A 26471-nucleotide genomic window follows, 5' to 3' on the forward strand; every position below is an offset into this window, starting at 1 on the left:
ACTAAAATTGGGACTAAGTTTCTATATTTGCACCAAAATTTTGAATCTTTTATTCACCTAAAACCAATAAAATGGCTTTTGATATAGAAATGATCAAGGAGGTCTATGCTCGCTTTCCCGAGCGCATTGCCGCAGCACGAAAAGCGGTAGGAAGACCATTGACCTTGACTGAAAAAATCCTTTATTCACATTTATCGGAGGGAGAAGTTTCTCAGGCATTCGAACGAGGAAAATCGTATGTGGATTTTCAGCCTGACCGGGTTGCAATGCAGGATGCCACCGCACAAATGGCATTGTTGCAGTTTATGCAGGCGGGAAGGGATCGAGTCGCGGTTCCTTCTACCGTTCACTGCGATCACTTGATCCAAGCTGAGGTGGGTGCAACAAAAGACCTGGACAAAGCAAAAGATAAAAACCGTGAAGTGTATGATTTTTTGGCATCCGTTTCTAACAAATATGGAATAGGTTTTTGGAAGCCAGGCGCTGGAATTATTCACCAAGTCGTATTGGAAAACTATGCTTTTCCAGGAGGAATGATGATTGGTACGGATTCGCATACGCCCAATGCCGGCGGATTGGGAATGATAGCCATAGGAGTTGGAGGAGCGGATGCCTGTGATGTAATGGCAGGATTACCTTGGGAATTAAAATTTCCTAAATTAATAGGAGTTAAGTTGACCGGTAAAATGTCCGGCTGGACTTCTGCTAAAGATGTAATTTTGAAAGTAGCCGGAATCCTGACCGTAAAAGGCGGAACTGGAGCGGTAGTTGAGTACTTTGGAGAAGGGGCGCAGTCTCTTTCTGCTACCGGAAAAGGCACCATTTGTAATATGGGCGCCGAAATCGGAGCAACTACTTCAATATTTGGATATGACCAAAAATCCGCCGCTTATTTAGAAGGTACTGGCCGTGCGGATATTGCTGCTTTAGCCAATGAAATTGCAGCACATTTGACTGGGGATTCTGAGGTTTACCAAGCCCCTGAAAAGTATTTCGATCAAGTAATTGAAATCAACCTTTCCGAGCTTGAGCCCCATGTTAATGGTCCATTCACACCAGACTTGGCTTGGCCCATTTCAAAATTTGCCGCAGCAGTAAAAGAAAACGGCTGGCCAGCAAAACTGGATGTTGGATTGATCGGTTCATGCACCAATTCATCCTATGAAGATATTTCCAGGGCCGCTTCTCTGGCTCAGCAAGCTGTAGATAAAAAACTGACTGCGAAATCAGAATATACCATCACCCCGGGTTCGGAACAGGTGCGCTTTACCGTGGACCGAGATGGATTTTTGGATACGTTTGGTAAAATGGGAGGGGTGGTATTGGCCAATGCTTGCGGGCCCTGTATTGGACAGTGGGCCCGTCATGGAGCTGATAAGCAAGAGAAAAACTCCATTATTACTTCTTTCAACCGAAACTTTGCCAAGCGTGCTGATGGAAATCCCAATACGCATGCATTTGTGGCTTCACCAGAGATTGTAACTGCTTTAGCCATTGCTGGGGATTTGACTTTCAATCCCTTGACTGATACGCTTCTCAATGAGGAAGGGCAATCCGTGAAACTGGACGAACCCAAAGGTCTTGAACTACCAACCAAGGGGTTTGCTGTTGAAGATGCTGGTTATCAAGCACCTGCGGAAGATGGTTCATTGGTGGATGTCATTGTGGACCCTAAGTCTGAACGACTACAGTTACTTGAGTCTTTCCCAGCCTGGGAAGGTGTTGACCTGAAAGGACTCAGATTATTGATTAAAGCCAAAGGAAAATGTACCACCGATCATATTTCGATGGCTGGTCCATGGTTGAGATACCGGGGCCACTTGGATAACATCTCCAACAACATGTTGATTGGAGCGGTCAATTCCTTTAATGACCAAACCAATCACGTCAAAAACCAATTGACTGGAGTGTATGGTGAGGTACCTGCTACGCAGCGTCATTATAAGCAAATGGGAATCGGTACGGTTGTAGTTGGAGATGAAAATTATGGGGAGGGTTCCTCTCGTGAACATGCCGCTATGGAACCTCGGTTCTTAGGTGTAAGAGCGATTTTAGTTAAATCTTTCGCTCGAATTCATGAAACCAATTTGAAAAAACAAGGAATGCTTGCGCTAACCTTTGATAATCCTGCTGATTATGAAAAGGTTTTGGAAGATGACTCGATTGATATTGTTGGGTTAGATTCATTTGCGCCGGGTAAATCTCTTCAAGTAATTCTGCATCATGCGGATGGTTCCTCAGATACGATTACAGTGAATCACACGTACAATGAGGGTCAAATTGAATGGTTTAAGGCAGGTTCAGCCCTGAACTTAATCAAATCTGGAATCTAAGCTTAAGATAAAAATGATAGAAAACCGTTGTCATAAAACTGGCTGCGGTTTTTTTCGTTTATTTTCCATAAAAAGATGGAATCCAGCTTGACTAAAAAAGTTTCAAACAGCAGGATAGAAATTACTTCGAGATCCCATCTGACCGATTTAAAATAAATAAATGGATGAATAATGAGGCAATTTAAGGGGGTATTGATAGGAGTTCTTGGTTCTATTCTTTTACCATTAATCTGTTTTTCTCAGGAAAATATCAAAATCGAGCGGGAGGTAGGAATCAAGGAAAGACAAGTGCCTGGAGCTGCCGTTGATTGGCTCTACGATGCCTTTGAAAAAGTCAAAAAACCAAATTGGTTTCAGGAATTTTATCAGGATGGTTTTTCCTATGAAGCCAAATTTAAAATGGGAGGCAACTATTATAGTGTAGAATTTGATTCTCTGGGGATAATTGAGGACGTGGAGGTGGAACTTGAGTTGGAAGAGTTAGACCGAATGGTTCAGGATAAGCTCAAGTCGTATTTCTCTGAAAACTATCAGGTATATAAAATCAATAAAATTCAAATTCAGTACACCGGCAAGAAGGGCGATTTAGAGGATTTTTTTGACGAAAATGAAAAGGAAGGAATCACTGTCCGTTATGAAATCGAATACCGAGGAAAAGAATCGAATAAAGTGGATGAAATCTGGGAAGGGACTTTCACTGCCGATGGGGTATTACTTACCAGACGAAAAATAGACATACGAATTACGGATAATTTGATTTTTTAGAACATGAGGCGATTACTGATTTTGGGATTGTTTTTTATGCGTGTTTTTTGCGGTTATGGACAGGATCGGCAAACCTTCTTTACTGGATTTTTCCCTGAGGTATCCTTGACCAAAAAGCTGGAAAATTCCAATAAACTTAACTTTAAAGTTGAGAATCAACACGTGATCTATGATAATCGAATTGGAGATAAACCTCAATTTGATCATTATCGAACTGACGTGATGGGATTTTACGACTGGAAGCTCACTGCATCCACAAGTGCAGCCATAGGGCTTTTTCACCGGTTTCAAGATGGTGCAGATGGAAACCGGATTATCCAACAATATGCTTTTTTGAATCGTCTTCGTGATTTTCGAATTGGACACCGGATTCGGACTGATCAAACATTTACCAGAGGACAAAAGGTGGAGTGGAGGCTTCGGTATCGGGTAGCGAGTGAATTTCCCCTCAATGGGGCTACGTTAGATCCGGGTGAATCTTATTTTATGATTTCAAATGAACCGATTTTCAGTTTAAAAGGTGGAGGATTTAATCTGGAGAACAGGCTTATTTTGACGCTTGGGAAATTATATGCCAAAAGTCAAAAACTGGAGTATTCCATTGATTACCGTACGGATGGTTTTTTCAATAATCGCTTTCGAACTCGGCTCTGGCCAAAGATTAGTTATTATTATAACTTTTGATCCATATCAAAAATTTCAACTTTGAATTTTTTCAAGATCCTTGAATTAAAGTACCCAGGTTCCTTTTCAAGGCCTTTGAATAATCATTAGGCCTGGATTTAATATTATTTTATGCATTTTTATTTATTTGAAAAGTAAAAAACTTGCTATGAAATACAAATTGCTGTATGTTTACAAAATCAAATAGTGAATAGGACAGGAATCTTCTAAAACAAAACCCAAAAAACAAAGCGCAGTTATCATTTCATGCAAGAGCGGGGTATAAATAGTACTTTTAAAAAAATTATCTACGAATCTTCGGAGATGGTTTTTCTTGCGGATGATACTTTTCCATACAACATTTTTTATGGAAATGAAGCCTTTGAAGAGCAAATCGGTCAGGGATTAAACGAGAGAACACTCCTCGGTTTAGGCTTGGATATCAATGCTTATATTTTTAAAGAAGAATTAATCTTAACCCATGCAGGCAAAGATTATGGGTTTAGATTGGAGCTTCCCACAGATCATTCTTCAAATTATTATCTCTTTTACAAAGGAAAGGAACTCCGTATGCACGGACTCCCCCCCAAAAAGGAGGTTCAGCAATTTTTTAAATCTTCCTTGGACTTAATAGCTGTTGGTCAACATGATTACCTTACCTATGTTAATCATGCTTCTCTCCCGATTTTAGGCTATGATCCGGCCTTTCTTCAAAACACTTCGCTTTGTAGTTTTATCCACGAGGATGATTTGGAGCGGATAAGGCCAATCTGGAAATCAAAAGGCGGGGCGGATCAACTTGGCTTTTTTAGAATTCGATTCATCGATAAGCAGGGTGTATACAAATTTCTGGATTGTTCGGTTCAATTTACCGAAGACCGATTTTTTATTTTGGCTCGGGATGTTTCTCAGAAAGCTAAGCATGAATTGAATCTGGAAAGGCGTAAGGAGTTGATGAAAAATGTGGGCTCTCTGGGAAAGATGGTTTCTTGGGAGTATTTTGAAGCATCGCAGGAGTTTTTGTGGGATGATTCAACGTTTGATTTTTTTGAAAAGGAAAGTCAAAAAGAGTTGGAGCGCCAAATTTTAGAAAAACTGAAAAACAAAAATCGGCAGGAACAGGATGTTGATTTGGAATTTGGTTCTGAAAGCCTAAAAGGCACTGCCCAATTAATCAGCTCTGCAGGGAACTCAGCAGTTTGGGTAGGTGTGGTCTGGGATGAGGGGCCCAGGAAAGCGCTGGAATCCAAAAGTCTGCTTCATGAAAGACTAATTTTGAATGCTCCCGAACCGATCATCATTTCTAAAGGTGACGGGCAGATTTACCTTTGTAATTCTGAATCCAAAAAACTATTTGGGCTTGGTAAAAATCAAAATTTTTCTCATTTAAAGGATATTGAGCCCTTGTTAACCTCAAATCAGGAATGGAGGTCTTGGATTCAAACAGCCATCAATGGAGAAAATATTACTCATTTTTCGAGTGAATTGCTCAGTCAGTCTGGTCAAACCCATGCGATTGAAATTGCAGCCAGTCGTTTGGTAGAGGAAGGTGAAAACTATGTATTCCTTTCTTTTAGAAATGTATCTGAAAAGGTTTCTTTAGAGAAAACGCTGGAAGAGAACAGTAATTTTCTCATGAATCTGACTGAGCAAGTTCCAGGTGGCTTGTATCAATTGGTATTGGACGGGAGTGGGAAAATGAATTTCTCATTTTTATCCAAAGGAATTGCTGCTGTTTTGGGACTAAAACAGGAAGAGCTTTCAGGTTTTTCGGATATATCGATGGCGATTTCCCGAGTGCATCCACTCGACTTGCCTCAGTTAATTATGAGTTCGGTGGCTTCAGCTAAAAAACTGGAACCTTGGCAATGTCAGTTTCGAGTGAAAAGTTCTTCGGAACCTTCCGGTTATAGATGGATTTTGGGAGCTGCCCGACCTCAAAGTCTAGACAATGGAGATATGGTTTGGTATGGGTATTTAACCGATATCAGTCAACAAAAGGAATTTGAGACAAAACTTGATGAAGCCAGAAAAACTGCTGAAAAAGCAAGTCAGATTAAGTCGGATTTCCTATCCATGATCAGTCATGAATTACGTACTCCTCTCAATGCGATTTCAGGTTCGGTTTATTCTCTTCTCCAAGAAACCCCCACTGATCAGCAGATGGGAGCTCTAAATACGATTAATTTTGCCGTAGATAATCTGATCATTATGATCAATGATCTATTGGATTTTCAAAAAATAGAGGCAGGAAAGCTAACTATCGAAAAAGCTCCGTTTAATCTCAAAGATCTCGTAGAGCAAGTTATCAAAGGTTTGTCTTTTCATGCCAAAGACAGTAAAAACAACCTGAACCTTCACCTCTTTGGTGGATTGGATGTTCAGGTGAAAGGGGATAAGACCCGTCTTTCTCAAGTGTTAAATAATTTGATCACTAATGCACTGAAGTTTACCAAAGAGGGTAATGTGGACGTTACGGCTAAACTTAAAGCACAATCTAGCGATAAAATATCCATTTACTTTGAAGTCAAGGACACTGGAATAGGGATAGCTCCTGAGCATCAAGAGCGGATTTTTAATGATTTTGACCAAGTAAAACCCACCTTCAGTGCCAAATATGGTGGGACGGGATTGGGCCTATCTATTACCAGGAAGCTGCTCAACTTGATGGGGGGAGCGATTGGACTCGAATCTGCTGAGGGAGTAGGAAGTACGTTCTATTTTGAACTGACCTTTGATTTGGTGAAAACGGCCACTACTAATGGAACGATCAAAGAGTTTTCCCATGCGATGGATTTGTCTTCGCTTCATCTTTTAATGGCTGAAGATAATGATGTAAATGCCTTGGTTTTGGGCAAAATTATTAAAAAATGGGGCTATACCTTTGAGCGTGTAATCAATGGCCAAGAGGCAGTGGAAGCGATGAAGACCAAAACATTTGATTGTGTGTTGATGGATATTCAGATGCCTGTGATGGATGGGTTTGAAGCGACCAAAGCCATTAAGAAATTTTCAAAAACTCCCGTTTTAGCATTAACAGCAGCTGCCAAATTAGAAATCATGGAGCAAATCGAGGCATGTGGGTTTGAAGGATTTGTGGCAAAACCGATTGATGCAGCTGAGCTTTTAAAGAAAATTCGTGAAGTGATCCATCAAAAAAATCAAAGAGCCTGAGCTTTTTGATAATATTCACTGACCAATTCCATGTCCGGATAATCTCGATAAAGCTCTTGTAAAAACTGTAAAGCTGAGAGTTTATCTCCAATCATTACATAATAAATCCCCTTATTTCGTTGTGCATAAAGATTGGAATCGTCCATTCTGATACTTTGATTGATGAGCTCGAGACCTTGTTCCAGATCCCCTAAGAAGAGTAAATACAATCCTTTATTATTGTAATAATAAGGCTGCCGGTTATTTAGCATTATCGCTTTTTCAACGCTGGTGAGAGCCTCTTGATACATTTTTTGTTCAAATTGAAGCATGGACCGCAGGTTGTAAATATTGGCTTCAAAAGGATTGATTTGCTCGGCAGTTTCTAAAATTTCAGCGGCCTTTTCCAGCTCTTTTTGGTAATAGTAAATTGTAGCCTGATTAACTAGCAAATCTGAGTTCTCAGGGTCTAATTCGATGGCTTTAGAGAATGCGGACAAAGAGTTTTGGAAATCTTCTAATTTCTCATAAACCAGCCCCGCCAAAAAGAAACCTTTCCAGTTTTCCGGATCATTTTCAGTCAACCAATTGGCATCCTCTCTCGCTTTGTAAAATTCGCCATTGTCCAGGTAGGCCAATCCCCTTTGAAAATAGGCCTCTCCATAAGTGGGTTGGAATCGGATGGCCTGACTAAAATCAGCAATAGCCTCCTCCAACTGATTGAGTTGAAGGTGGGCGATGGCCTTATTGTACCACGCATCGACGTATCCGGAGTCCAAATCCAAAGCCTCTAGATAGAATTCAAGGGCAGTGCGAGGATCATTTTCATCCATTTTTTCATTCCCCTTAAGTAGAAATCTTCCTTTTTTATCTTCAAGGCTGTCGCAGGAAAGTGTAGCTATAAGCAAGACGATGCCAAGCCATTTAAGGGGTTGAGTTTTTCGATTCATGGTTTTTTTCCTCATCACTAGATTCATCATTTTCTTCTCCCAACAAATGAGCGTAGGGCTTGGTTGATTCGCTGAGTTCAAATAGTTCCTTCAAAATGGCCAAAAAAGGAATGGCTAGGATCATTCCCGCTACTCCCCAAATGGTGCCCCCAATCAACAAACCAAATAAAGTCAAGAAGGCATTGAGATTAACATTTCCACCAACGATTTTTGGGGTCAATACATTTCCTTCCAGCATCTGAATGAGCTGGTATGCTCCTAAAATTGCGATGGGGTAAAATAAACTGTCCTTGGTCAGTAAAGAATAAATTAACGGTAATAACACCCCAAAGAAGGGTCCCACATAAGGGATTATGCTTAATAAAGCACCTACCACTCCAAAAAAGATGGCATGTTTAATACCCAAAACGAAATAAACGGTAATATTTAAAATCGCTAAGATTACCATTACTTTTCCAACTCCGATAATATAGCTTTGAATCACTCTTCGAAGATTTCCGATTCGCTTTTTTACCATTTCGGAATCGTAATCATGGTAGATCATGACCACCATGTGGGTCAAGTGATCTCGATAAAGCAAGAAAAAAAACATGAACACGGGGATCAAAATCAATCCTGAAAGTGAGCCGACCGTTTTCATCGCAAAGCTTGAAATACTGCCGCTATTTTCGGTTAAGATTCCTTTGATGTATTCGGTGTTGGTTTTTTTTCTCACCTCGGGATCGTATTGAAAACTGGACTGACTCCACTGGTCAAACTGTTCAGCATAGGTTGAAATTTTGCCGGAGACATCGTCGAAATCATTGGTGAATCCAACGAAATTCGTAACGATAAAGGAAAGAATTCCCCCGACAATGAGTATCATGGCCAGCAGGGAAAGTATAGTTGAAAGCACCCTTGGGATTTTCCCCTTCTCAAGCCAATTACTAATTGGTGTAAAAAGAATGGAGAAAAAGCCACCCAGAAATAGTGGAATTAAAATACCCTTTGCCACGATCAAAGTGAAAATCAGGACAATGATCAAGAGCATCACTGCTAATGCTTTCAGGTAGGCAGGTAAAATTAACTTTTCGGATTTCATAGCGGCTTGAGTTATCTGACAGGAAATAGCATTTTTTTAGTTTAGTTCACAAGTAATCCTGCTCTCCTTAATAAGGCCTCGGGTTTTGGATCCCGTCCTCTAAATCGTTTGTACAAAATACTGGGATGAACGGATCCCCCCGCCGAAAGGATATTTTTAGCAAATGAACGGGCAGTTTCAGGATCAAAAACTCCCTTTTCTTGGAATAGCTCAAAAGCATCAGCATCCAAAACTTCCGCCCATTTATAGCTGTAATAGCCTGATGCGTAACCTCCTTGGAAGATATGTGAAAATGAAGTACTCATTAGGGGCCCCGCCACCGGAGGAAGCAATTCGGTTTTCTTCATTAGCGATTGTTCAAATTCAAAAAGATCAGTAATGGATGCTGGGTTTTGACTATGATAAGCCATATCCAATAGCCCAAAACTGATTTGTCTCACTGTCTGGTATCCCTGTTGAAAATTTGATGAATTCTTAATTTTTTCAATCAATTCTGCGGGAATTTTTTCACCAGTTTGGTAATGCTTTGCAAAAAGATCCAAACATTCTTTTTCATAGCACCAGTTTTCAAAGATTTGGGAAGGTAGCTCCACAAAATCCCAATAGACACTTGTCCCGGATAAGGATGGATAAGTACTGTCGGCAAGCATACCGTGAAGCGCATGTCCAAATTCATGAAATAAGGTCGTTACCTCATTAAAAGTCAACAGGCTAGGCTTACTTTTGGTTGGTTTGGTAAAATTGCAGACTATGGAAACATGTGGGCGAAAATCCTGGTCCTCCAGTTTATATTGACTTCGATAGCTGGTCATCCATGCCCCATTTCGTTTCCCGGATCTGGGAAAAAAATCGGCGTAGAAAACCGCGATGTGTTTTCCCTTTTCATCCTTGACCTCGTAGGCTGTTACATCTTGGTGATAAACCGGGATTTCGGAATTAGGGACAAAGTTCAACCCGTATAAGTTATGCGCAGTTTGGAAGACCCCTTCGATTACGTTTTCCAATTGGAAATAAGGCCGAAGGATTTCATCATTCAATTCAAATTTCTTTTTCTTCAAGAGCTCAGAGTAATAGGCAAAATCCCATTTTTCAAGGCGGTTAAGCTGATCTAGTTTTTTGGCAAAAGCCTCCAATTCCTCCACTTCTTTTTCTGCCTTTGGTTTTGCCTTTTCAAGTAGATTTTCCAAGAAATTCATCACTGAAGTTGGGTTCTTTGCCATCCGCTCTTCGAGTACAAAATCAGCATGACTGGGGTAACCTAGGAGGGTAGCTCGCTCATTTCTCAAACGTAAAATGGCTTTGATTACTTCTTGGTTATCCAACTCATCCCCCTTGGAAGCTTTGCTGTTATAGGCTAGGAAAAGCAGTTTTCGCAAGGATCGATTTTTCAAATACGTCATTGCTGGGATATAGGAAGGATAATCAAGTGTAAAGGCCCATTGCCCAGGCTTGCCTTTTTCTTCGGCGATTTGGGCGGCGGCCTCTTTTATTCCCTCAGGCAGTCCATCGACTTGAGTTTCATCTGAAACGAAATGAACAAATCGATTGGTTTCAGCAAGAACATGTTCCCCAAATTTCAAGGATAATTGAGCTAATTCCTGATCGATTTTGCGAAGCTTCATCGCATCCTTTTCCGTTAGCATGGCTCCATTTCGAACAAATGACTTATAGGTTTTGTCCAAAAGCATCGCCTGTTCCTCATTTAGAGATAGTTCATTTTTTTGTTCATAAACCTGAGCTACCCGGGTAAATAAAACCTGATCTAAGAGAATGTCATTGGAGTATTCGGTTAAAAGCGGTGAAATTTCCCGAGCTAATTTTTGGATTTCATCATTGGTCTCAGCTGAGTTTAAATTGAAAAAAATACCTGAAGCTATAGCAAGTTCCTTCCCTGCCCGGTCCAAAGCCTCAATGGTATTTTGGAAGGTGGGAGGAGTTTGGTTTTTTATTTCTTCAATTTCCAATTTTGCCCGATGGATTAATTCGTTGATGGCAGGCAAAAAATGTTGCGTTTCAATCTGAGTAAAAGGAGGGGTTTGAAAAGGAGTATCAAAATGGGTTAAAAGCGGGTTAGTCATAGGTAATTTAAAGTTTTGATTTTTTGTCTTGCTGTAGCTTTGAAAACAGCGATAACAGGATTGGGTTCCAAAATTACTTAATTGATTTTAGAAAATCTGCTCGGCAATGATCCACAGAAATAATTGAATTTGACGCTTTAAAAAAAAAGCCGGGTAGCCCGGCTTTTAGGTAAATCAATAATCGTAATTACAACTCATGATGTCACTTCCAATCGGAGCGCCATCGGGTATCTTCAGGGATGATTGTGGGGTCAGTTCTTCAGGTAGCGTAAGGTAAGCCTGTATTTTCTCGCTCAAATAGGTGCGATGTGCTGCAAGGGGTTGTGCCGTTGGGATGGATTGGTTTTTCAATTCGTTAAGATGGAATCTTGCCAAAGCTCTTACCGTCTGGGATGCTCCAGAATCTTTGGATAGATGGATCAAACCATCCACAAATTTCGATTCGGTCATCAGCTTGATTTCCCCTTTCAGTCCATTTTCCAAATTTGTATCAAAGAGCTGATTCCTCAGTTTCTGAAGGTAATCATCCAATCCCATCAAATTGCTATTTTGCAGATTTTGTAAATAAATTCGATTAATCCGGCCCGTTTCCATCATCAGTCCTAATGTCAAATCCACCACACTTTCTGCTGGTGCCACCGGATCAAAAATAGGACCCATTCGAGAAACAAAGGTTTCTCTGTTTTTCCCATAGCCAAAAGGCCTGGGAGGAATTAATTCCAAAACGGTCGATGGGACCTCGAGCTGATCTGGAGAAATGGCAGTTAATAAGGCATTAAGTGCCTCCTGCTGATCTGAGTTAGACACCCATTCATGTCTGGGTTGATTGTCTCCCTTAATTTTGTAAGTAAAATCCAACCCACCTAGCAGCTTACTGGTTGCTTCGACCTGATAGCGATGCATCATGTATAAGGGGACTAAAACCTCTTCCATCAATGCTTCAGGAGTTCCCTCAGGAATGGAATTTAGTCCAAAGCTTTTTAACTTATTAGCTCTTAAAGCCAGCATTCTTGTTAGTTCTTTTGGTGCAGATGCTCCGTTATCCCACAGGTGTGAGCGGGGGTGGACTCCACTCCGGTCGCGCGAGTCAGAATCAGTGATGAATTCATGACCTGCTTGATAGGTTTGCTCCAGGGTTTTTTCTAGGAAAGCCTCCTCGGATTCTCCGGCATCTGGATAACCATAGCCGTACTTAATCGCCCATTTGTCCCAATCTCCAATTTTATCGTCATAAGCATTACTCAAATCTAATTTTCCATCAGTACTTTGAGTGATCACAGGGTAAGGATAATCCATTACCGAGGATCTTCCATTGGCTGAAGTTGCATAGCTGTGTGCCAGACCGAGGGTATGACCAATCTCATGGGCGGATAATTGCCTTAATCGGGCCAAAGCCAACTCCAAAAGCTTGGGATCGCCCTCTGTACCATTTTCATAAGGCTGAAGTAAACCTTGCGCAATCAAATAATCCTGTCTCACCCGAAGCGAACCTAACGAAACGTGCCCTTTGAGAATTTCACCTGTTCTTGGATCGCGCACGCTGCTTCCATAGGACCATCCACGCGTAGATCGATGAACCCACTGGATCACATTAAATCGCACATCCATCAAATCCATGCCTTCTGGTGCCAATTCCACTCGGAATGCATCTTTAAATCCTGCTGCTTCAAAAGCCTGATTCCACCAGTTTCCCCCTTCAATTAAGGCAGAAGCCACTGGCTCAGGAGTTCCTCTGTCTAGATAATATACGATTGGTTCCTCTACTTCTGATAGTGCTGCACCGGGATTTTTTTTGATTAGCCGATGTCGTGCGATGAATTTTTTGACCATGGGTTCAGAAATCGGTGTAGTAAAATCCATATAACTGATGGATCCGTAACCTGCTCGCGGATCAAATTTCCGAGGTTCGTATGTTTCATCGGGTAGTTGGATGAAAGAATGTCTCATCCTGACAGTTACTGCATCTGGACTGGGGGTGACTGAGCGAATCAGTCCTCCGCTGGCATTTCCAGTTAGCGTGATCGTGGCTTCTACTTCCGTGTTTTGGGGGAAATTTTTGGTAGTGGGTCCGTAAAGACCTGATCGAGAGGCGTCTGTCCGGTAGCTTCCTTGTCTGGCTTGACTCAAACGGTCTGCCACACCATGAGCATCCTGCATGTAAAAATTAGTCGCGTCAACCAGAAGATTTTCTCCGTCTTTTTGGACAATTTCAAAACCCCAAAGTACGGATTCTGCGAAGGCATCATGGACAGACTTTACTTCGTAGAGATTTTCTGAATAGGCACGGAAATCATAATTTTTGTGAACTAGGAAAAGCTTATTTCCGGTTTTTCGAAATTCTACAATTCGGGTGTTTCCGAGTTGTCCCCGATCTAAGCCTAAATCGTTTGAACCGACTCCTGCGGTCAGGGAATTGACGTAGAGAAATTCGTTTTCCAATTGATTGATTTCAAGGTAGATTTTTCCTTTCTCCGGATCAAGATAGAAATCAATGAAGCCTTCTTGTTTTTCCAGTTTGCTCAAATCAATAGTTTGTGCCTGAATATACAGAATGGAAAAGAAGACGAATAAAATGGTGGTGGTTGTTTTTTTCATAGGAAAATACTTTAAGGTCAAATTATTAAATAATGTCCTATATCGAATACCAATCATGGAAATTTATTACTTAAAAAGTTTCCTGATCTTACTGGGAGCTTCGGACATGGGCTTATGGGTAACCCCTTACACCGGGGCTTGGTCTATTTCTAATTGGATAGGGGGCAAACCTAAACTTTTTCAGCTCCTTTCGGCACCCTAGCACTGGAATGAATTGGGAAGCTCGAATAGGATTTTTTCCTGTTGAATGCTGTTCCCTCCAACTTATGGGTTGAGAAGAAATTTCAAATTCTAAAGGGATTGAGGCTTTTACTACCGAAGCGAATACATCAAAAAGGCGCACGGAGATTGAAGAAAAAGTTAGCTCCTCCAGCGTTATTAAACGAGTATTCAAACCGAAAAACAGAATCGTAAAGCCCTACCATGTCTATGCCTAAACCATAGCCATACAAGTACCTGTTGGTGAGCGCAAGATTTTCGGGAATGGAATTTCGGTCCTTGACGTAGCCATGATCAAAGTTGGCACTTAGGTAAAATTGAAAGGGGATGATGCTAAATTCTTCCAAAGGAATAGTTTGAGAAATATCAAATTGAAAATCAAGAAATTTCCAACGGAAGCTGTTTTTGTGCACGTAAAGCTGCTGTCCCTCTATAACATTAAGCTCGTATCCGCGAATAAAATTGGGCGAATATCCAATTCCCCTAACTAGAGTGTATGGCTGCCGGGAGCTCAAAAACCAGTTGGTGGTAAGCCCGGTAGCAAAATGAAATTTTTCACTAAACCTTAGATATTTATTTGCTGTCAGGGTGAGTTCTACCTCATCCAGGTCTTCAAGATTAAACAAACCGTATTTAGTTGCCGAGATTTGTAAAAGTTCGCCTTCAGTAGCGTAGGCGACATTATCTCTTTTGTCATGTCTAAAGGAATAGGTCAGCCAAAAGTAACTCAGTTTTGTGTCAGTATGCTGAAAGTAAGTTGGGTTTTCAACCAAAACATCCGGATCGATCCAGGTTCTATTGTAGCCGACATTGACTAAATGAAAATTATAAAAAGTCCTTCTAAACGTATAGCGTAATGCCACGGCAAGATTCTTTCGAAGAACGTCTTCAGTTTCATTGGTATAAAATACTTGACGGTTGTTGGCTGAACGGATCGGAATGGTTTTCTGATCAAAGAACGTCACCTGTGCGGCCAACCCATGTTTTTGTTTTTTATCGATATAGGGTTTGCTATAAAGCAAATCCAAGGCTTTAGTAAACCCTAATTGCCCAGCAAATTTAAGTTTTTCATTTCTTCCACCCACATTGGCATGAGAAAGCCTTAAGCCGTAATTTACCCTGGAGAAATCCCGTTGTTGATTGGTCCACCACTCAGAAAAATTCCGATCAGCCAAGGCGAAAATTATTGACGGTACCACGTACCATCGTTCTTTCACTGCGATTAACACTTCCACTTCATCTGTACCTGTGAGGAGCGGGGTGATTTCTACAGAAGTAAACAAGCGCAGGTTGTAAACTTTTTGCTGATCAGATTGGATGATTTGTAAGAATGTATCCCAATCGTAATAGAAATCTGTTGTGAAATCAAGCTCTCGGAGGATGATATCCTTTTGGGTTTTTTCATTTCCGATAATAAAAATATTATTGACCTTTACGCTATCAGGAGTATCGATTTTCATTGGGGCATAGCTGGTATCCTGTCCTTGTGCATGGGAAATTAATCCCGCCCAAAAGAGTCCAAAAATGAAAATATGTTTAATCCTGACTTTCAATTGGAATTTTGTCTCAAATCCGTTGGTTTAAATTTTGTGTCTCACTAGTCAAAAATGGTATGTTAAAATCCTTTTTTACCAAATTAGCTCTTTTTCCGATTTTGGTTTATCAATACACCATTTCTCCCCTTTTTCCCGCCACTTGTCGTTATACACCAACCTGTAGCCAATATACGAAAGAAGCTATCCAAAAGTATGGACCTTTTAGAGGAGGATGGTTAGGAATCAAACGGATCGCCAGTTGCCATCCGTGGGGGGGACAGGGGCATGACCCCGTGCCTTAGGCTTTTCGAGGAGGTTTTAGCCCAGATTTCAAGGATCTGATAACTAAAAATACCCCTCCGATAACCAAAGGAATACTCAATATTTGACCCATATTGTAGGTCATCGTCTCCTCGAATTCTACTTGATTTTCTTTGAGAAATTCCCAAATGAATCGCATTCCAAAGACGCTAATCAGAAAAAAACCCAAAAGTAAGCCTTCAGGTACACGTTCTTTATATTTAAACCAAATCCCTAACAGAATCAAGAATATTACGAAATAGGAAAGCGATTCATAAATCTGGGTGGGATATTTTGCTCGACCAAAAGTCTCGACAGTAGCAATGAATTTATCTGATTGCTCTTCCAAAATGAGCCTGAGTTCAGATTCGGGTTCTTCAGCAAAATAAGTTTTGGTTGAGTTAAACTGGGTCAAGGCGTATTTGATGTCACTTCTTAGGGTGGACTCTAAGGTTTCCTTGGCGAAATTTCCCTTTGAAATTTGCAATTCGATGTTGACAGGAACTATACCGTTTCCCTGTAATTCATCCATTCGGTCCTCAGGTTTGTAAGCTTCGATTGATTCGACCGGTACCCGGAGTGATTCGAGCACTTCTTCTGCAGAATAAGCATAAACAAATCCGGAATCCGAATAGGTGTCTTTTCCCCCAATTTCTGAATTCATCAGATTCCCAAAGCGAATCAATGCCCCTGTCAAAGCCGTGACTATCACAATTCTGTCTACCACCCACAGGTAACTCTGTCCAGGAGTTCGTTTGACATAAAGCCACAAAGCTATTAAAATCGCAATTGCGGCTCCGTGAGAGGCTAATCCACCTTCCCATACTTTAAGAATATCAATGGGGTTACTGAGGTATCGTTCCGGTTCGTAGAATAATACATGCCCCAATCGGGCTCCGATAATTGTGGATAATACCATATAAATAGTAAGCTTATCCACCAATTCTTCCTTTTGTCCTTCCTTTCGAAAAAAGTAAACCATGATTTGCTGGGAAATAATAAATCCCAATGCAAAAAGTAAACTATACCATCTCAATCGGTCAAATCCGGAAAACACTGCAGGATTTGGATCCCATACGACGTAATTCAAAAAAGAGTCAATCATTGTTTTTCTATCAAATTTTTTCTAATTCAGCCAATTCTTCTGAAAATCCCCCAGAGAGAATGGGGAACCTACACCATGTTTTCGGATCGACATTGAATTGATCCAGGTGGAAGGCCGGTGCGTAACGTTCCCGCTTCCATTGGTTTCGAGCCCAAAGTTGAAAGAATTTTTTGATATACCCTTTCAATACTTGTTTTTCTATTTCTTTCTCCTCGTTCAATATTAAAAAAATATCCAAAGGAGACCTCCTGTCCCGAATCGCAAGTTTTTCAATCTCTAAAATCAAATCATAGGGCATCAAATCTTTTTCATCGGTTTGGGATCTATCTTGAGGCCTTAACTCTGCGGATGGCTGAAGCGAATTGACCAGAGCAAGGCCGGGACGATCCAAGTTTTTTTCTGCCCATTGGAGCCAGTGTAAAATGAAAAATTTGTCAACCCCGGCAATCGGTGAAATACTGCCACTCGTGTCTCCGTCCATCGTAGCATACCCTACATCCCCTTCGCTGCGATTTGAAGTGGAAAGGAGTAAGGCATGGTGAATATTTGCCAGCATCCAAATGATGGGAGAGCGTGTCCTGGCTTGAATATTTTGAAGGGTTATGTCGTCCTTTTCCCAGGTTAACTGCCGACCCAACACGGTTTCCATTTTTTGGACATAGGATTGTACTTCCTGATCTATAGTCCAATGATGAAACGTTGCCCCTAAGCTTTCTGCCAGTAGCTTTGCACTTTCAAAAGTCTCTCTCGAAGAATTTTCTGTGCCTTGGTAGGCAGTGATTAACAGCTGACTAACAAGTGTTTTTTCATTTTGATCCTTGGGTGAAATGCTTAGTCTTTGACAGAACTCTTCCAAACCCAACTCAGCGATTCCTCTCCGGACCATTTCAGCAACCAATACCGCTATGGTGGAGGAATCAGCACCACCGGAAAGGGATAGGACAAATCCTCGACTTTTACTTTTACGAAGGTAATCGTGAAGTCCAAGGGAAGAGGCCTGAACAAATTCCCATTCTTTGGGTAGGATGGGAGAAATAGTTTGTTTAGTAGGGGAAAGTTCAAAATCAACTACTTGGAAATCTTGAAAGGCGAGCAGCTGGTTTCTGCTGAGGATTTCTCCTCGGTATGCTAAGACACATTCTCCGTCAAAGATCATCCGGCCGGCTTCATTTCCCAAAAGGTTGATGTAGCAATAAAAGCAATCAAATGTTTTGCTACTGAATTCAATCAGTTCTTGGCGTTCTTGGGTTTTACCCATGGCAAAATGGCTTGCACTTGGACAAAAGATCAAGTCTATTCCTCTTTTCTGAAGACTATAGCCAGGTCTGCTTGTTCCTCTCCAGGCATCCTCACAGATCTCAAAACCATATCGAATGCTTTTATACGTAAGAATTTGATCTCCAAATGGAATTTTTTCGCCAAAAAAATCAAAATCGATTAACCGATTAGCCTTCCAAGGAGTAAACCAGCGAAACTCATAATGAACCCCATCGATGGCCATAAATTGCTTGGGGATAAATGCCGATAGCTTGCCATCTTCAATGATGGCCATGGTGTTGTAGACTTGATTTTCGAAGCGGACTGGAAGACCAACGGCCACGGTAATGTCTTTGCAGTGCGGTATGAGGACTTTTATTTGCTCAAGAGCTCTTTTGGGAAACCAAATACTTAGAAATAAGTCCTCAGAACCATATCCCGTGATTGCCAATTCAGGAAAGCATAGAATTTCAACCTGTTGAGAACGAGCCACTTTTATGGCAGAAATAATCCGTGAAAGGTTTCCTTCCCAATCCAACGGGGTTTGGTTTACGGGTGCGCCGGCAATTTTTATAGCAGCCATCAATTTTAATCGATTAGGTCGGAATGTTTAACTGGGTGCAAGCATTACTGGAAGCTTCCTGCTCCGCTTTTTTCTTCGTTGGGCCTTTGCCTTGTGCCAGTTGTTCCCCATCTACTTGCAGTGCAACAACAAACTCTTTAAAGCGTTGGTTGCCATGAATCTGTAATACCTTGAACTCAACCTGTTTGTTTTCCCGCTGTGACCATTCTATAATTTTAGACTTATAATTGGTTGTTGCCGCTATCATTTCCTCCAAATCAAAGTGAAGAAGAATTCGCTTGAGAATGAATTTTTTGGTAAAGCCATATCCTTTATCCAAGTAAACAGCTCCGATAAAAGCCTCTAGCATGTCACCATAAAGAGATTTATGACCACTAAAATTGCGATCACCCAGAACTTGATCGAGTACATTTCGTAGCCCGATTTTAATCCCAGCTTCATTGAGACTTTCTCGGTTGACCAGTTTGGAGCGAGATTCAGTTAAAAATCCTTCATCCCGAAAAGGGTACTTTTGGAATAAATGTTCTGCAATTACAGTTCCCAAGACAGCATCCCCAAGAAATTCTAGTCGCTCGTTAGATAATTTGAATCCTTTGGAGTTTGCTTCTCCTAGTCCGGCAGGAGTGAGGGCTAGCCGATACAGGGAAAGATTAAAAGGCCTGCTACCCGTCATCATTTTGATGGAGGCGGCAAGCCTTTTATCATAACTGCTCAGGAATAAATTTTGAAATCCTAGTTTCTGAAAGAGTTTCAACCTCTGATCAGTTATATTTCTTGAAAATGAGGGAGCAGTTATGTCCACCAAATCCAAAAGTATTACTTAGCGCATAGTTGATTTCTCTCGATTGCGCTTCATTGAATGTCAAATTCAATTTAGAATCAATCGCATCATCATCGGTGATGTGATTGATAGTAGGGGGAACTAGACTGTTTTGGATTGCAAGAATGCAGGCAATTGCCTCAATTGCTCCGGTTGCTCCCAGAAGGTGTCCAGTCATAGACTTGGTACTGCTGATGTTGAGTTGGTAAGCATGATCTCCAAACACATTTTGGATCGCTTTGATCTCAGACAAATCTCCCAGCGGAGTAGAAGTCCCATGTACATTGATGTAATCAATTACCGTTGGCGAAAGTTGCGCATCATGAAGTGCTTCTTTCATCACACTGCTCGCACCAAGACCCTCGGGATGGGGAGCAGTAATGTGATTGGCATCAGCAGACATGCCACCACCTACGATTTCGGCATATATTTTAGCTCCACGAGCTAGCGCATGCTCATATTCCTCCAGGATTAAAGCACCCGCACCTTCTCCGAGTACAAATCCATCTCGATCTTTGTCAAAAGGTCGGGAGGCAGTTGACGGTGAATCATTTCGTTGAGAAAGCGCCTTCATGGCGTTGAACCCACCCACTCCAGCTTCCGTAACGGTAGCTTCTGAACCTCCGCTGATAAAGATATCAGCCTTACCTAGTCGGATGTAATTAAAGGCATCGATTAGTGCATTGGTGGCAGAAGCACAAGCAGAAACGGTGCAGAAATTTGGGCCTCTAAATCCATATTTGATAGAAATAAATCCAGCACTGATATCCGCGATCATTTTGGGGATAAAGAATGGATTGAAGCGAGGAACACCGTCACCTTTTGCGAAGTCAGTGACTTCATCCTGAAAGGTTCGTAATCCACCTATACCGGATCCCCAAATCACACCAGCACGGGCTTTGTTGATTTTTTCAAGATCCAGACCAGAATCCGACATGGCCTCATCCACAGAGATCATGGCATATTGGGTGAATGGATCCATCTTTCTAGCTTCCTTTCGATCAATAAACTGCTCGACATCAAGGTTTTTGATTTCGCAGGCAAATTGAGTCTTGAATAAAGAAGCGTCGAATTTAGTGATTGGTGCAGCACCACTTACCCCCGTAGCCAATCCTCTCCAGAATTCCTCTGCAGTATTGCCTATGGGCGTAAGGGCACCTATACCTGTTACAACAACTCTTTTTAAATTCATGGAATGAATTTAGGGGGTTATTATTTTACGTTAGCCTCAAGATAGGAAACGGCCTGTCCAACCGTACCAATTTGCTCAGCCTGATCATCTGGGATGGAGATGTTGAATTCTTTTTCGAATTCCATGATTAGTTCTACGGTATCCAGAGAATCTGCTCCCAAATCATTGGTAAAGCTTGCTTCCAAGGTTACTTCAGATTCTTCAACGCCCAGTTTGTCAACGATGATGGCTTTTACTTTTTGTGCAATTTCAGACATTTTGTGATCAGTTTAGTTAATAACACTCCGCAAAGAAATATATTTAAAAGCTAATTGACAAAGAAATGGCAGAAGTAAATTTTTGGGCGCCTGTTCTTTTCGTAGGGTTGAATTTTTATTTCTACCTTTGTTTTGCTCCATATCCGGCTCCATGAAGAAGGTAAAACTGCAAATTGATCACACATATGATTTTGAAATTTTAGGCCTAGTGTCTCCGGTAAAGGATTACAAAATGGCTTGGTTGGTTAATCGAGAACTGGAATTAGATTTAATGAAGGCCAATGATCTTGAAATCGAGTTTGTTTCTGAACCATTGATGAAAATTTCTCAATATTTCCTTTCTTTACCGCATGGATATGTCCAATTGCTAAAAAATAAGGCGATCAATTCAACCCATCAGGTCGCTTATTTGATCCCCGAACTCAAATACATGGATTATTTTCTGCTCGTTCAGGACGAAACCTTTCAAATCAATATCAATACATTTGTTTCCAAACTGGCTAAAATACCTTTTATCCAAAATGTCATGAAGCTGGATGTCACCAAACTTAAATCAAAAGAAAACCTGTTAACTTATTAATCAATGAGTCATTTTAATAAAACCAAAATACTTGCAACTATTGGACCTGCTTCCAATAATTACGAAACCATTAAGAGTCTTGCAGCTGCGGGGGCAAATGTGTTTAGATTGAATTTTTCACACGGGACCCACGACATTCATCAGGAGGTGGTTCAAATCATCCGAAGAATAAATAAAGAGTTGAATGTTAATCTTGGAATTTTACAAGACCTTCAAGGTCCAAAAATACGAGTAGGAGAGGTTGAAAACAATGGGGTAGAAATTAACCCAGGAGATCAAATCACCATCACCAATGATCCGGTGATCGGTACCAAATCATTGGTCAGCACAGTTTACCAAAATCTACCCAATGATGTAATTGAAGGGGATAGGATTTTGATTGATGATGGAAACCTTGAGTTGGTGGTTAATTCAACTGATGGTAAAAATGTTAATTGTACGGTAATTCATGGAGGGATTTTAAAGTCTCGAAAGGGGATCAATTTACCAAATACCAAAGTGTCCGCTCCTTCACTCACTGAGAAAGATTTAAAAGATTTAGAATTTGGATTGGACCAGGATGTGGATTGGATTGCACTTTCTTTCGTTCGGTCTGCAGATGATATAGAGGACCTTAGAAATCGGATCAAAGCATCTGGTAAATCCTGTAAAATTGTAGCTAAAATCGAGAAGCCGGAAGCTTTGGAAAATATTGATGCCATCATTGAAGCAACTGATGCCATCATGGTAGCTAGGGGAGATTTGGGAGTGGAAGTACCCATGGAGATTGTGCCTCTTTGGCAAAAAAGAATGGTTTCTAAATGTAAATTGGCTTGTAAACCAGTTATCATCGCCACTCAGATGATGGAAAGCATGATTATCAATCCAAGACCTACACGAGCCGAAACCAATGATGTTGGGAATGCTGTGCTGGACGGTGCGGATGCGGTGATGCTTTCTGCCGAAACTGCTTCAGGAAATTATCCCGTGCATGCGGTAAAAGCCATGAGCAGCATTATCCGATATCTGGAAGAAAATGCCGATGTCTACCATAACCTTTATAAAATCAGCGAATCTGACCCCACCTTTTTAAGTAACAATCTTATCTTAATGGCGGCGCGACTTTCCAGAAATGTGAAGGCAAGTGCAATTGTGGGAATTACTTCTTCAGGATTTACCGGGTTTAGAATTGCTTCTCACCGGCCCAAAGCAAGTATATTTTTATTCACACGAAATGAGAAATTGATCACTCAAATGTCTTTGGTTTGGGGAATCAGGGCTTATCATTACCAAAGCCAAGTTTCTACTGACGCCACTTTCGAGGATATTGAAAACACCCTGAAAAACGACGGTCATGTCAACTCAGGTGATATTATTATTAATACTGCAAGTATGCCACTGAAGGCGAAGGGGAGAACCAACATGTTAAAAATTCATATGGTGAGCTAAGGTTCTCCTGAAGTATAAAAAGGTCCTTTCGAGGGCCTTTTTTTACATTACACGCTTAATCCGTTTTTGGGGATTCCCATTTGAAATTATTTTGAAAAGGGATTAAATTATATGGAGGAGGAAAGTTAGATTTAAGTAAGACGCATCAAAGCGCAACATTTACTAGTGGGCTGGAAGATCCCTTCTGGCCTAGGGCAAGGGTAAGGAGGAAGTGGCTAAAATTTTTAAAATCCAGGTAGTCGAATGGCAGTCTATTACATTTCAGCTGTCTTTTACGACTGTTCAGCACTGATTTTCAACATTTCATCAAATTTTTCAAATCAATTTTAATCGTTTGGTAGTTAAGAAATCAAACTAACCAAAAAATCTATGACTAAAATTTTCAAGTACCTGTTGATCGGTACCTTTTTTGTCTCTTTGTTTTCTTGCGAAAACGAGGATTACCAAGGACCGATTCCTTATCCCACTTTGATGGAGGCGGCCGAAGATGCTGGCTTGACTACCTTAGTTACAGCTGTACGTTCAATTCCAGGCTTGGAAGCTACACTTCAGGATCAGAATGCAATTACTGTCTTTGCCCCCACCAATGAAGCTTTTGCAAATGCATTGACAGCTTTTGATGCAAGTGATTTGGATGAGTTGGTGGAAAATATCGGAGGACCGATGAATTTGGAAACCGTATTGGGTTTTCATGTCGTCCCTGCGGTGATTTTTTCTGAACAGCTTGACGATACCAATGTTGTGACCACTATTTCAGGTCAGCAATTAACGGTCAATCGGGCTCCTGGCGTGGTAACTGTTATTGATGCAACAGGTGCTTCGGCAACTGTTGTCCAGGCAGATGTAGAAATTGAAAACGGTGTGGTACACGTGATTGATCGGGTTTTAATTCCTTCAATCGAGCTTCCAAGTCCCAATTTGGTGGAAGCAGCCACGGAAACGGGGTTGACGACCCTACTTACTGCGGTGACAGCAGTCGACGGTTTGGCCGATAATCTTTTGGCAGCTGGAGCCATAACAGTTTTTGCTCCTACAAACGAAGCATTTGCTGCTGCATTGGAAGTTTTTGGAGCAGCCGATTTGGATGAATTGGTGTTGAAAATAGGTGGTGTTGAAAATCTGGAACGAGTGTTAGGATTCCATGTAGTTCCAGCTGTGGCGTTTTCCTCAGATTTGGAAGCAAGCAACACCTTTACCACCCTGGCTGGCCAGGATATTCTCGTTGAAGTCGCAGGTGGTGAAGTAACTGTCACTGATCAGTTAGGGAGAACTGCCCGAGTAGTTGCAGCTGATGTGGAGATTGCCAATGGTGTAGTTCATGTCATTGATGGGGTGATGTTACCAGACTTGATGCTTCCTAATGTAGTTGAAGCGGCCACTGGAGCTGGACTGACTACGTTGATTGATGCAGTAACTGCTGCGGATTTGGGTGATGCATTGTTGAATGCTGATGCTATTACTGTTTTTGCACCGACCAATGATGCATTTGGTGCCGCATTGGAAGCGTTTAATGCTGAAAATCTGAATCAATTGGTAGCTCGTATCGGAGGAGTAGAGAATCTTCAGACCGTACTTGGTTTTCATGTGGTACCAGCTGTAGCCTTCTCTTCTGACCTGCAAGCAACCAATACGTTTACCACACTTGCAGGGCAGGAAATAATTGTAGAAGCGGGAGAAAGTGGGGTGACGGTAACCGATGCTTTGGGGAATACCTCGAATGTGGTTTCTGCGGATGTAGCGATTGAAAATGGCGTTGTACATGTAATTGATGGGGTTTTACTTCCTGATTTTACGCTTCCTAATGTGGTTGAAGCTGCGACTGCAGCCAATTTGTCTGTTTTGCTTGATGCAGTTACCGCCGCCGGTCTTGGCCAAACACTCTTAGATGCTGAGGAAATCACCGTTTTCGCGCCGACAAATCAGGCATTTTTAAATTTGCTTTCAGCTTTGAATTTAAATTCACTTGAGCAATTAATTGATGCAGTAGGTGCTGATGAAGTGGTCCGAATTCTTGGATTCCACGTCGTACCTGCAACTGCTTTCTCATTTGACCTTGCGGATGGCGAGCAGACAGTACCTACCTTAGCGGGTGAGGAATTGACTGTTACCCGGTCAGGCGGATCAGTTACTGTAACTGATGCTAGAGGAAATACTTTTGAGGTGGTTGCCGCTGATGTGGCCATCCAAAACGGCGTCGTTCATGTAATTGATGGGGTTCTTCTTCCTTCAGAAGCTGAAAGTGAACTTCCAAATCTTGTTGAGGCGGCGACCTCTGCTGGACTTACGGTCCTGTTGGAAGCGGTCACTGAAGCAAATCTTGGACAGGCTTTGTTGGATGCTGAAAATATTACCGTATTTGCCCCAAGTAATCAGGCTTTTACTGATTTGCTTAATGAGTTTGAAATAGGATCATTGGATGAACTTATTGACCTAGTTGGAATTGATGGATTACAGGAAGTGTTAAGTTTCCATGTAGTTACCACTGTTGCTTTTGCTGCTGATCTTCAAGAAGGTGAGCAAGAAGTACCTACATTGGCAGGTGAGAATTTAACGGTGACCAAAACAGGTAATTCGGTGACTGTGACTGACGCAGAAGGAAATACATATAATGTGGTTACTGCTGATGTGGCCATTGCAAACGGCGTTGTTCACGTGATTGATGGAGTATTACTACCCACCTTATAAAGTAGTGGGTTAATATTTTCTCAAAAAAATTAGGGAGGGATTGTATCTCTCCCTATTTTATAATAGCGCATAAAACCCACAGGTCTGGAGGCTGTGGGATGTAAGCGACTAACCTTGAGTGAGGATATGCTGGCCAATAGTATCTGGTGAAGCCTCGCCAATAGAGCAAACGAAACACCCATCTGACCAAAAAGTACGTTCTTTCCAAAAATGTTTAACCAAGAACGACCTGTGAGATGAACGCCAAATGTGATCGGTAGATTCTTGTTTTAACTTACCGACACAAGAAGTAATTGAACGAGGTGGCATAGAATGAATAAGGAAGTGAATAGGGGCTAAATCACTACTTTAAGCTTATCAAATCCGCCAAAGTATGAGTAGAAGAGAAAATTGTTGGGACAATGCTGTGGCGGAAAGTTTTTTCAAAATCATCAAATCAGAATTGATTTATCATTTACCTGAACTAACGATCGATCATATACGAGTAGAAATCTTCGAATTCATAGAAATCTGGTACAATAAAATAAGAAAGCACTCCTTCTTGAAATCCCTTACCCCTGAACAATTCGGAAAAACAAAATCAAAAATTGCGGCATAACAGCAGTCAAACTCGAAATGATCTGGGGGATTTTTCTTTCAAAATCCACCAGGTAATTTGAGTAGCCCCGCGGCAGGCGGAAATAAATCAAATCAATTCACAACTGACCTTAAAATAGGGGCCATCTTTTTGTAGCAAATCCAGCTTTTGCCTGCAAATCCCTAGGAGGAGTTTTAACTAAAAGCAATAACAGTTACCTTAAAATTCGAGGTAACATCTGCATTGCGAAATGGAATAAGAAAAAGTTATGAATAAAAAACAGTTATCTGATTTTGGCTCAACTAAATCCAGCTG

At 41.3% G+C, this 26471-nt stretch carries 20 protein-coding genes; 9 read left to right on the forward strand and 11 right to left on the reverse strand.

Annotation, left to right across the window (positions count from 1 at the left end; genetic code table 11):
• Positions 1–71 precede the first annotated feature (71 nt).
• The 4 genes from Q0L00_RS07740 (at position 72) to Q0L00_RS07755 (ending at position 6935) form a co-directional block, all read left to right on the forward strand.
• Positions 72–2333 (forward strand): aconitate hydratase, encoded by a 2262-nt coding sequence (locus tag Q0L00_RS07740; protein WP_297336304.1) that lies wholly within the window; start codon positions 72–74, stop codon positions 2331–2333.
• A 171-nt stretch (positions 2334–2504) separates the two neighbouring features.
• Entirely contained in the window at positions 2505–3098 is a 594-nt protein-coding gene (locus Q0L00_RS07745; protein ID WP_297336305.1) for a hypothetical protein, read from the forward strand.
• Between the two features lie 3 nt (positions 3099–3101).
• Complete coding sequence (locus Q0L00_RS07750; protein WP_297336306.1) at positions 3102–3782, forward strand: DUF2490 domain-containing protein; 681 nt, start codon at positions 3102–3104, stop codon at positions 3780–3782.
• 303 nt (positions 3783–4085) lie between these two features.
• Complete coding sequence (locus tag Q0L00_RS07755) at positions 4086–6935, forward strand: ATP-binding protein (RefSeq protein WP_297336307.1); 2850 nt, start codon at positions 4086–4088, stop codon at positions 6933–6935.
• On the opposite strand, the gene Q0L00_RS07760 is transcribed toward Q0L00_RS07755, so the two are convergent.
• The 5 genes from Q0L00_RS07760 to Q0L00_RS07780 form a co-directional block, all read right to left on the reverse strand.
• Entirely contained in the window at positions 6923–7864 is a 942-nt protein-coding gene (locus Q0L00_RS07760; RefSeq protein WP_297336308.1) for a tetratricopeptide repeat protein, read from the reverse strand. The two genes, Q0L00_RS07755 and Q0L00_RS07760, sit on opposite strands and share 13 nt — an antisense overlap.
• Positions 7839–8945 (reverse strand): AI-2E family transporter, encoded by a 1107-nt coding sequence (locus tag Q0L00_RS07765; RefSeq protein WP_297336309.1) that lies wholly within the window; start codon positions 8943–8945, stop codon positions 7839–7841. Before Q0L00_RS07765 ends, Q0L00_RS07760 begins: the two co-directional genes overlap by 26 nt.
• Before the next feature lie 41 nt (positions 8946–8986).
• Positions 8987–11023 carry a M3 family metallopeptidase gene (locus Q0L00_RS07770; protein WP_297336310.1) on the reverse strand — a complete coding sequence of 679 codons (2037 nt, stop codon included), beginning with the start codon at positions 11021–11023 and terminating at the stop codon, positions 8987–8989.
• A 174-nt stretch (positions 11024–11197) separates the two neighbouring features.
• Positions 11198–13618 carry a zinc-dependent metalloprotease gene (locus tag Q0L00_RS07775; RefSeq protein ID WP_297336311.1) on the reverse strand — a complete coding sequence of 807 codons (2421 nt, stop codon included), beginning with the start codon at positions 13616–13618 and terminating at the stop codon, positions 11198–11200.
• Between the two features lie 329 nt (positions 13619–13947).
• Entirely contained in the window at positions 13948–15390 is a 1443-nt protein-coding gene (locus Q0L00_RS07780; RefSeq protein ID WP_297336312.1) for a POTRA domain-containing protein, read from the reverse strand.
• Between the two features lie 59 nt (positions 15391–15449).
• Here Q0L00_RS07780 and yidD point away from each other — a divergent pair, with 59 nt between their 5' ends.
• Positions 15450–15674 (forward strand): membrane protein insertion efficiency factor YidD, encoded by a 225-nt coding sequence (gene yidD / locus Q0L00_RS07785; protein ID WP_297336313.1) that lies wholly within the window; start codon positions 15450–15452, stop codon positions 15672–15674.
• Here the strand turns inward: yidD and Q0L00_RS07790 are convergent.
• From Q0L00_RS07790 to Q0L00_RS07810, 5 genes are read right to left on the reverse strand one after another with little or no spacing between them, the layout of a single operon-like run.
• On the reverse strand, positions 15671–16777 hold the full coding sequence (locus tag Q0L00_RS07790) for a prolipoprotein diacylglyceryl transferase (protein WP_297336314.1): 1107 nt from the start codon (positions 16775–16777) through the stop codon (positions 15671–15673). The genes yidD and Q0L00_RS07790 overlap by 4 nt on opposite strands.
• A 10-nt stretch (positions 16778–16787) precedes the next feature.
• The gene (gene nadE / locus Q0L00_RS07795; RefSeq protein WP_297336315.1) at positions 16788–18617 is read right to left on the reverse strand and encodes an NAD(+) synthase; all 1830 of its coding nucleotides are present in this window, start codon (positions 18615–18617) and stop codon (positions 16788–16790) included.
• Positions 18618–18630: 13 nt separating this feature from the next.
• Complete coding sequence (gene rnc / locus Q0L00_RS07800) at positions 18631–19371, reverse strand: ribonuclease III (RefSeq protein WP_297336316.1); 741 nt, start codon at positions 19369–19371, stop codon at positions 18631–18633.
• A gap of 7 nt (positions 19372–19378) precedes the next feature.
• The gene (fabF, locus tag Q0L00_RS07805; protein WP_297336317.1) at positions 19379–20629 is read right to left on the reverse strand and encodes a beta-ketoacyl-ACP synthase II; all 1251 of its coding nucleotides are present in this window, start codon (positions 20627–20629) and stop codon (positions 19379–19381) included.
• A gap of 20 nt (positions 20630–20649) precedes the next feature.
• Positions 20650–20886, reverse strand: a complete 237-nt coding sequence (locus tag Q0L00_RS07810) for an acyl carrier protein (protein ID WP_092791287.1) — start codon at positions 20884–20886, stop codon at positions 20650–20652.
• Between the two features lie 151 nt (positions 20887–21037).
• Here Q0L00_RS07810 and Q0L00_RS07815 point away from each other — a divergent pair, with 151 nt between their 5' ends.
• From Q0L00_RS07815 to Q0L00_RS07825, 3 genes are all read left to right on the forward strand, one after another.
• Positions 21038–21466 (forward strand): IPExxxVDY family protein, encoded by a 429-nt coding sequence (locus Q0L00_RS07815; RefSeq protein WP_297336318.1) that lies wholly within the window; start codon positions 21038–21040, stop codon positions 21464–21466.
• 3 nt (positions 21467–21469) lie between these two features.
• The gene (gene pyk, locus Q0L00_RS07820) at positions 21470–22894 is read left to right on the forward strand and encodes a pyruvate kinase (protein WP_297336319.1); all 1425 of its coding nucleotides are present in this window, start codon (positions 21470–21472) and stop codon (positions 22892–22894) included.
• Between the two features lie 369 nt (positions 22895–23263).
• Entirely contained in the window at positions 23264–25579 is a 2316-nt protein-coding gene (locus Q0L00_RS07825) for a fasciclin domain-containing protein (RefSeq protein WP_297336320.1), read from the forward strand.
• 108 nt (positions 25580–25687) lie between these two features.
• Here the strand turns inward: Q0L00_RS07825 and Q0L00_RS19685 are convergent, their stop codons facing one another.
• On the reverse strand, positions 25688–25909 hold the full coding sequence (locus Q0L00_RS19685; protein WP_363318527.1) for a transposase: 222 nt from the start codon (positions 25907–25909) through the stop codon (positions 25688–25690).
• 31 nt (positions 25910–25940) lie between these two features.
• Here Q0L00_RS19685 and Q0L00_RS07830 point away from each other — a divergent pair, with 31 nt between their 5' ends.
• Positions 25941–26177 (forward strand): IS3 family transposase, encoded by a 237-nt coding sequence (locus tag Q0L00_RS07830; protein WP_297336388.1) that lies wholly within the window; start codon positions 25941–25943, stop codon positions 26175–26177.
• The last annotated feature ends 294 nt before the right edge of the window (positions 26178–26471 follow it).

Source organism: Algoriphagus sp., from assembly GCF_024305035.1.
GTDB lineage: Bacteria > Bacteroidota > Bacteroidia > Cytophagales > Cyclobacteriaceae > Algoriphagus.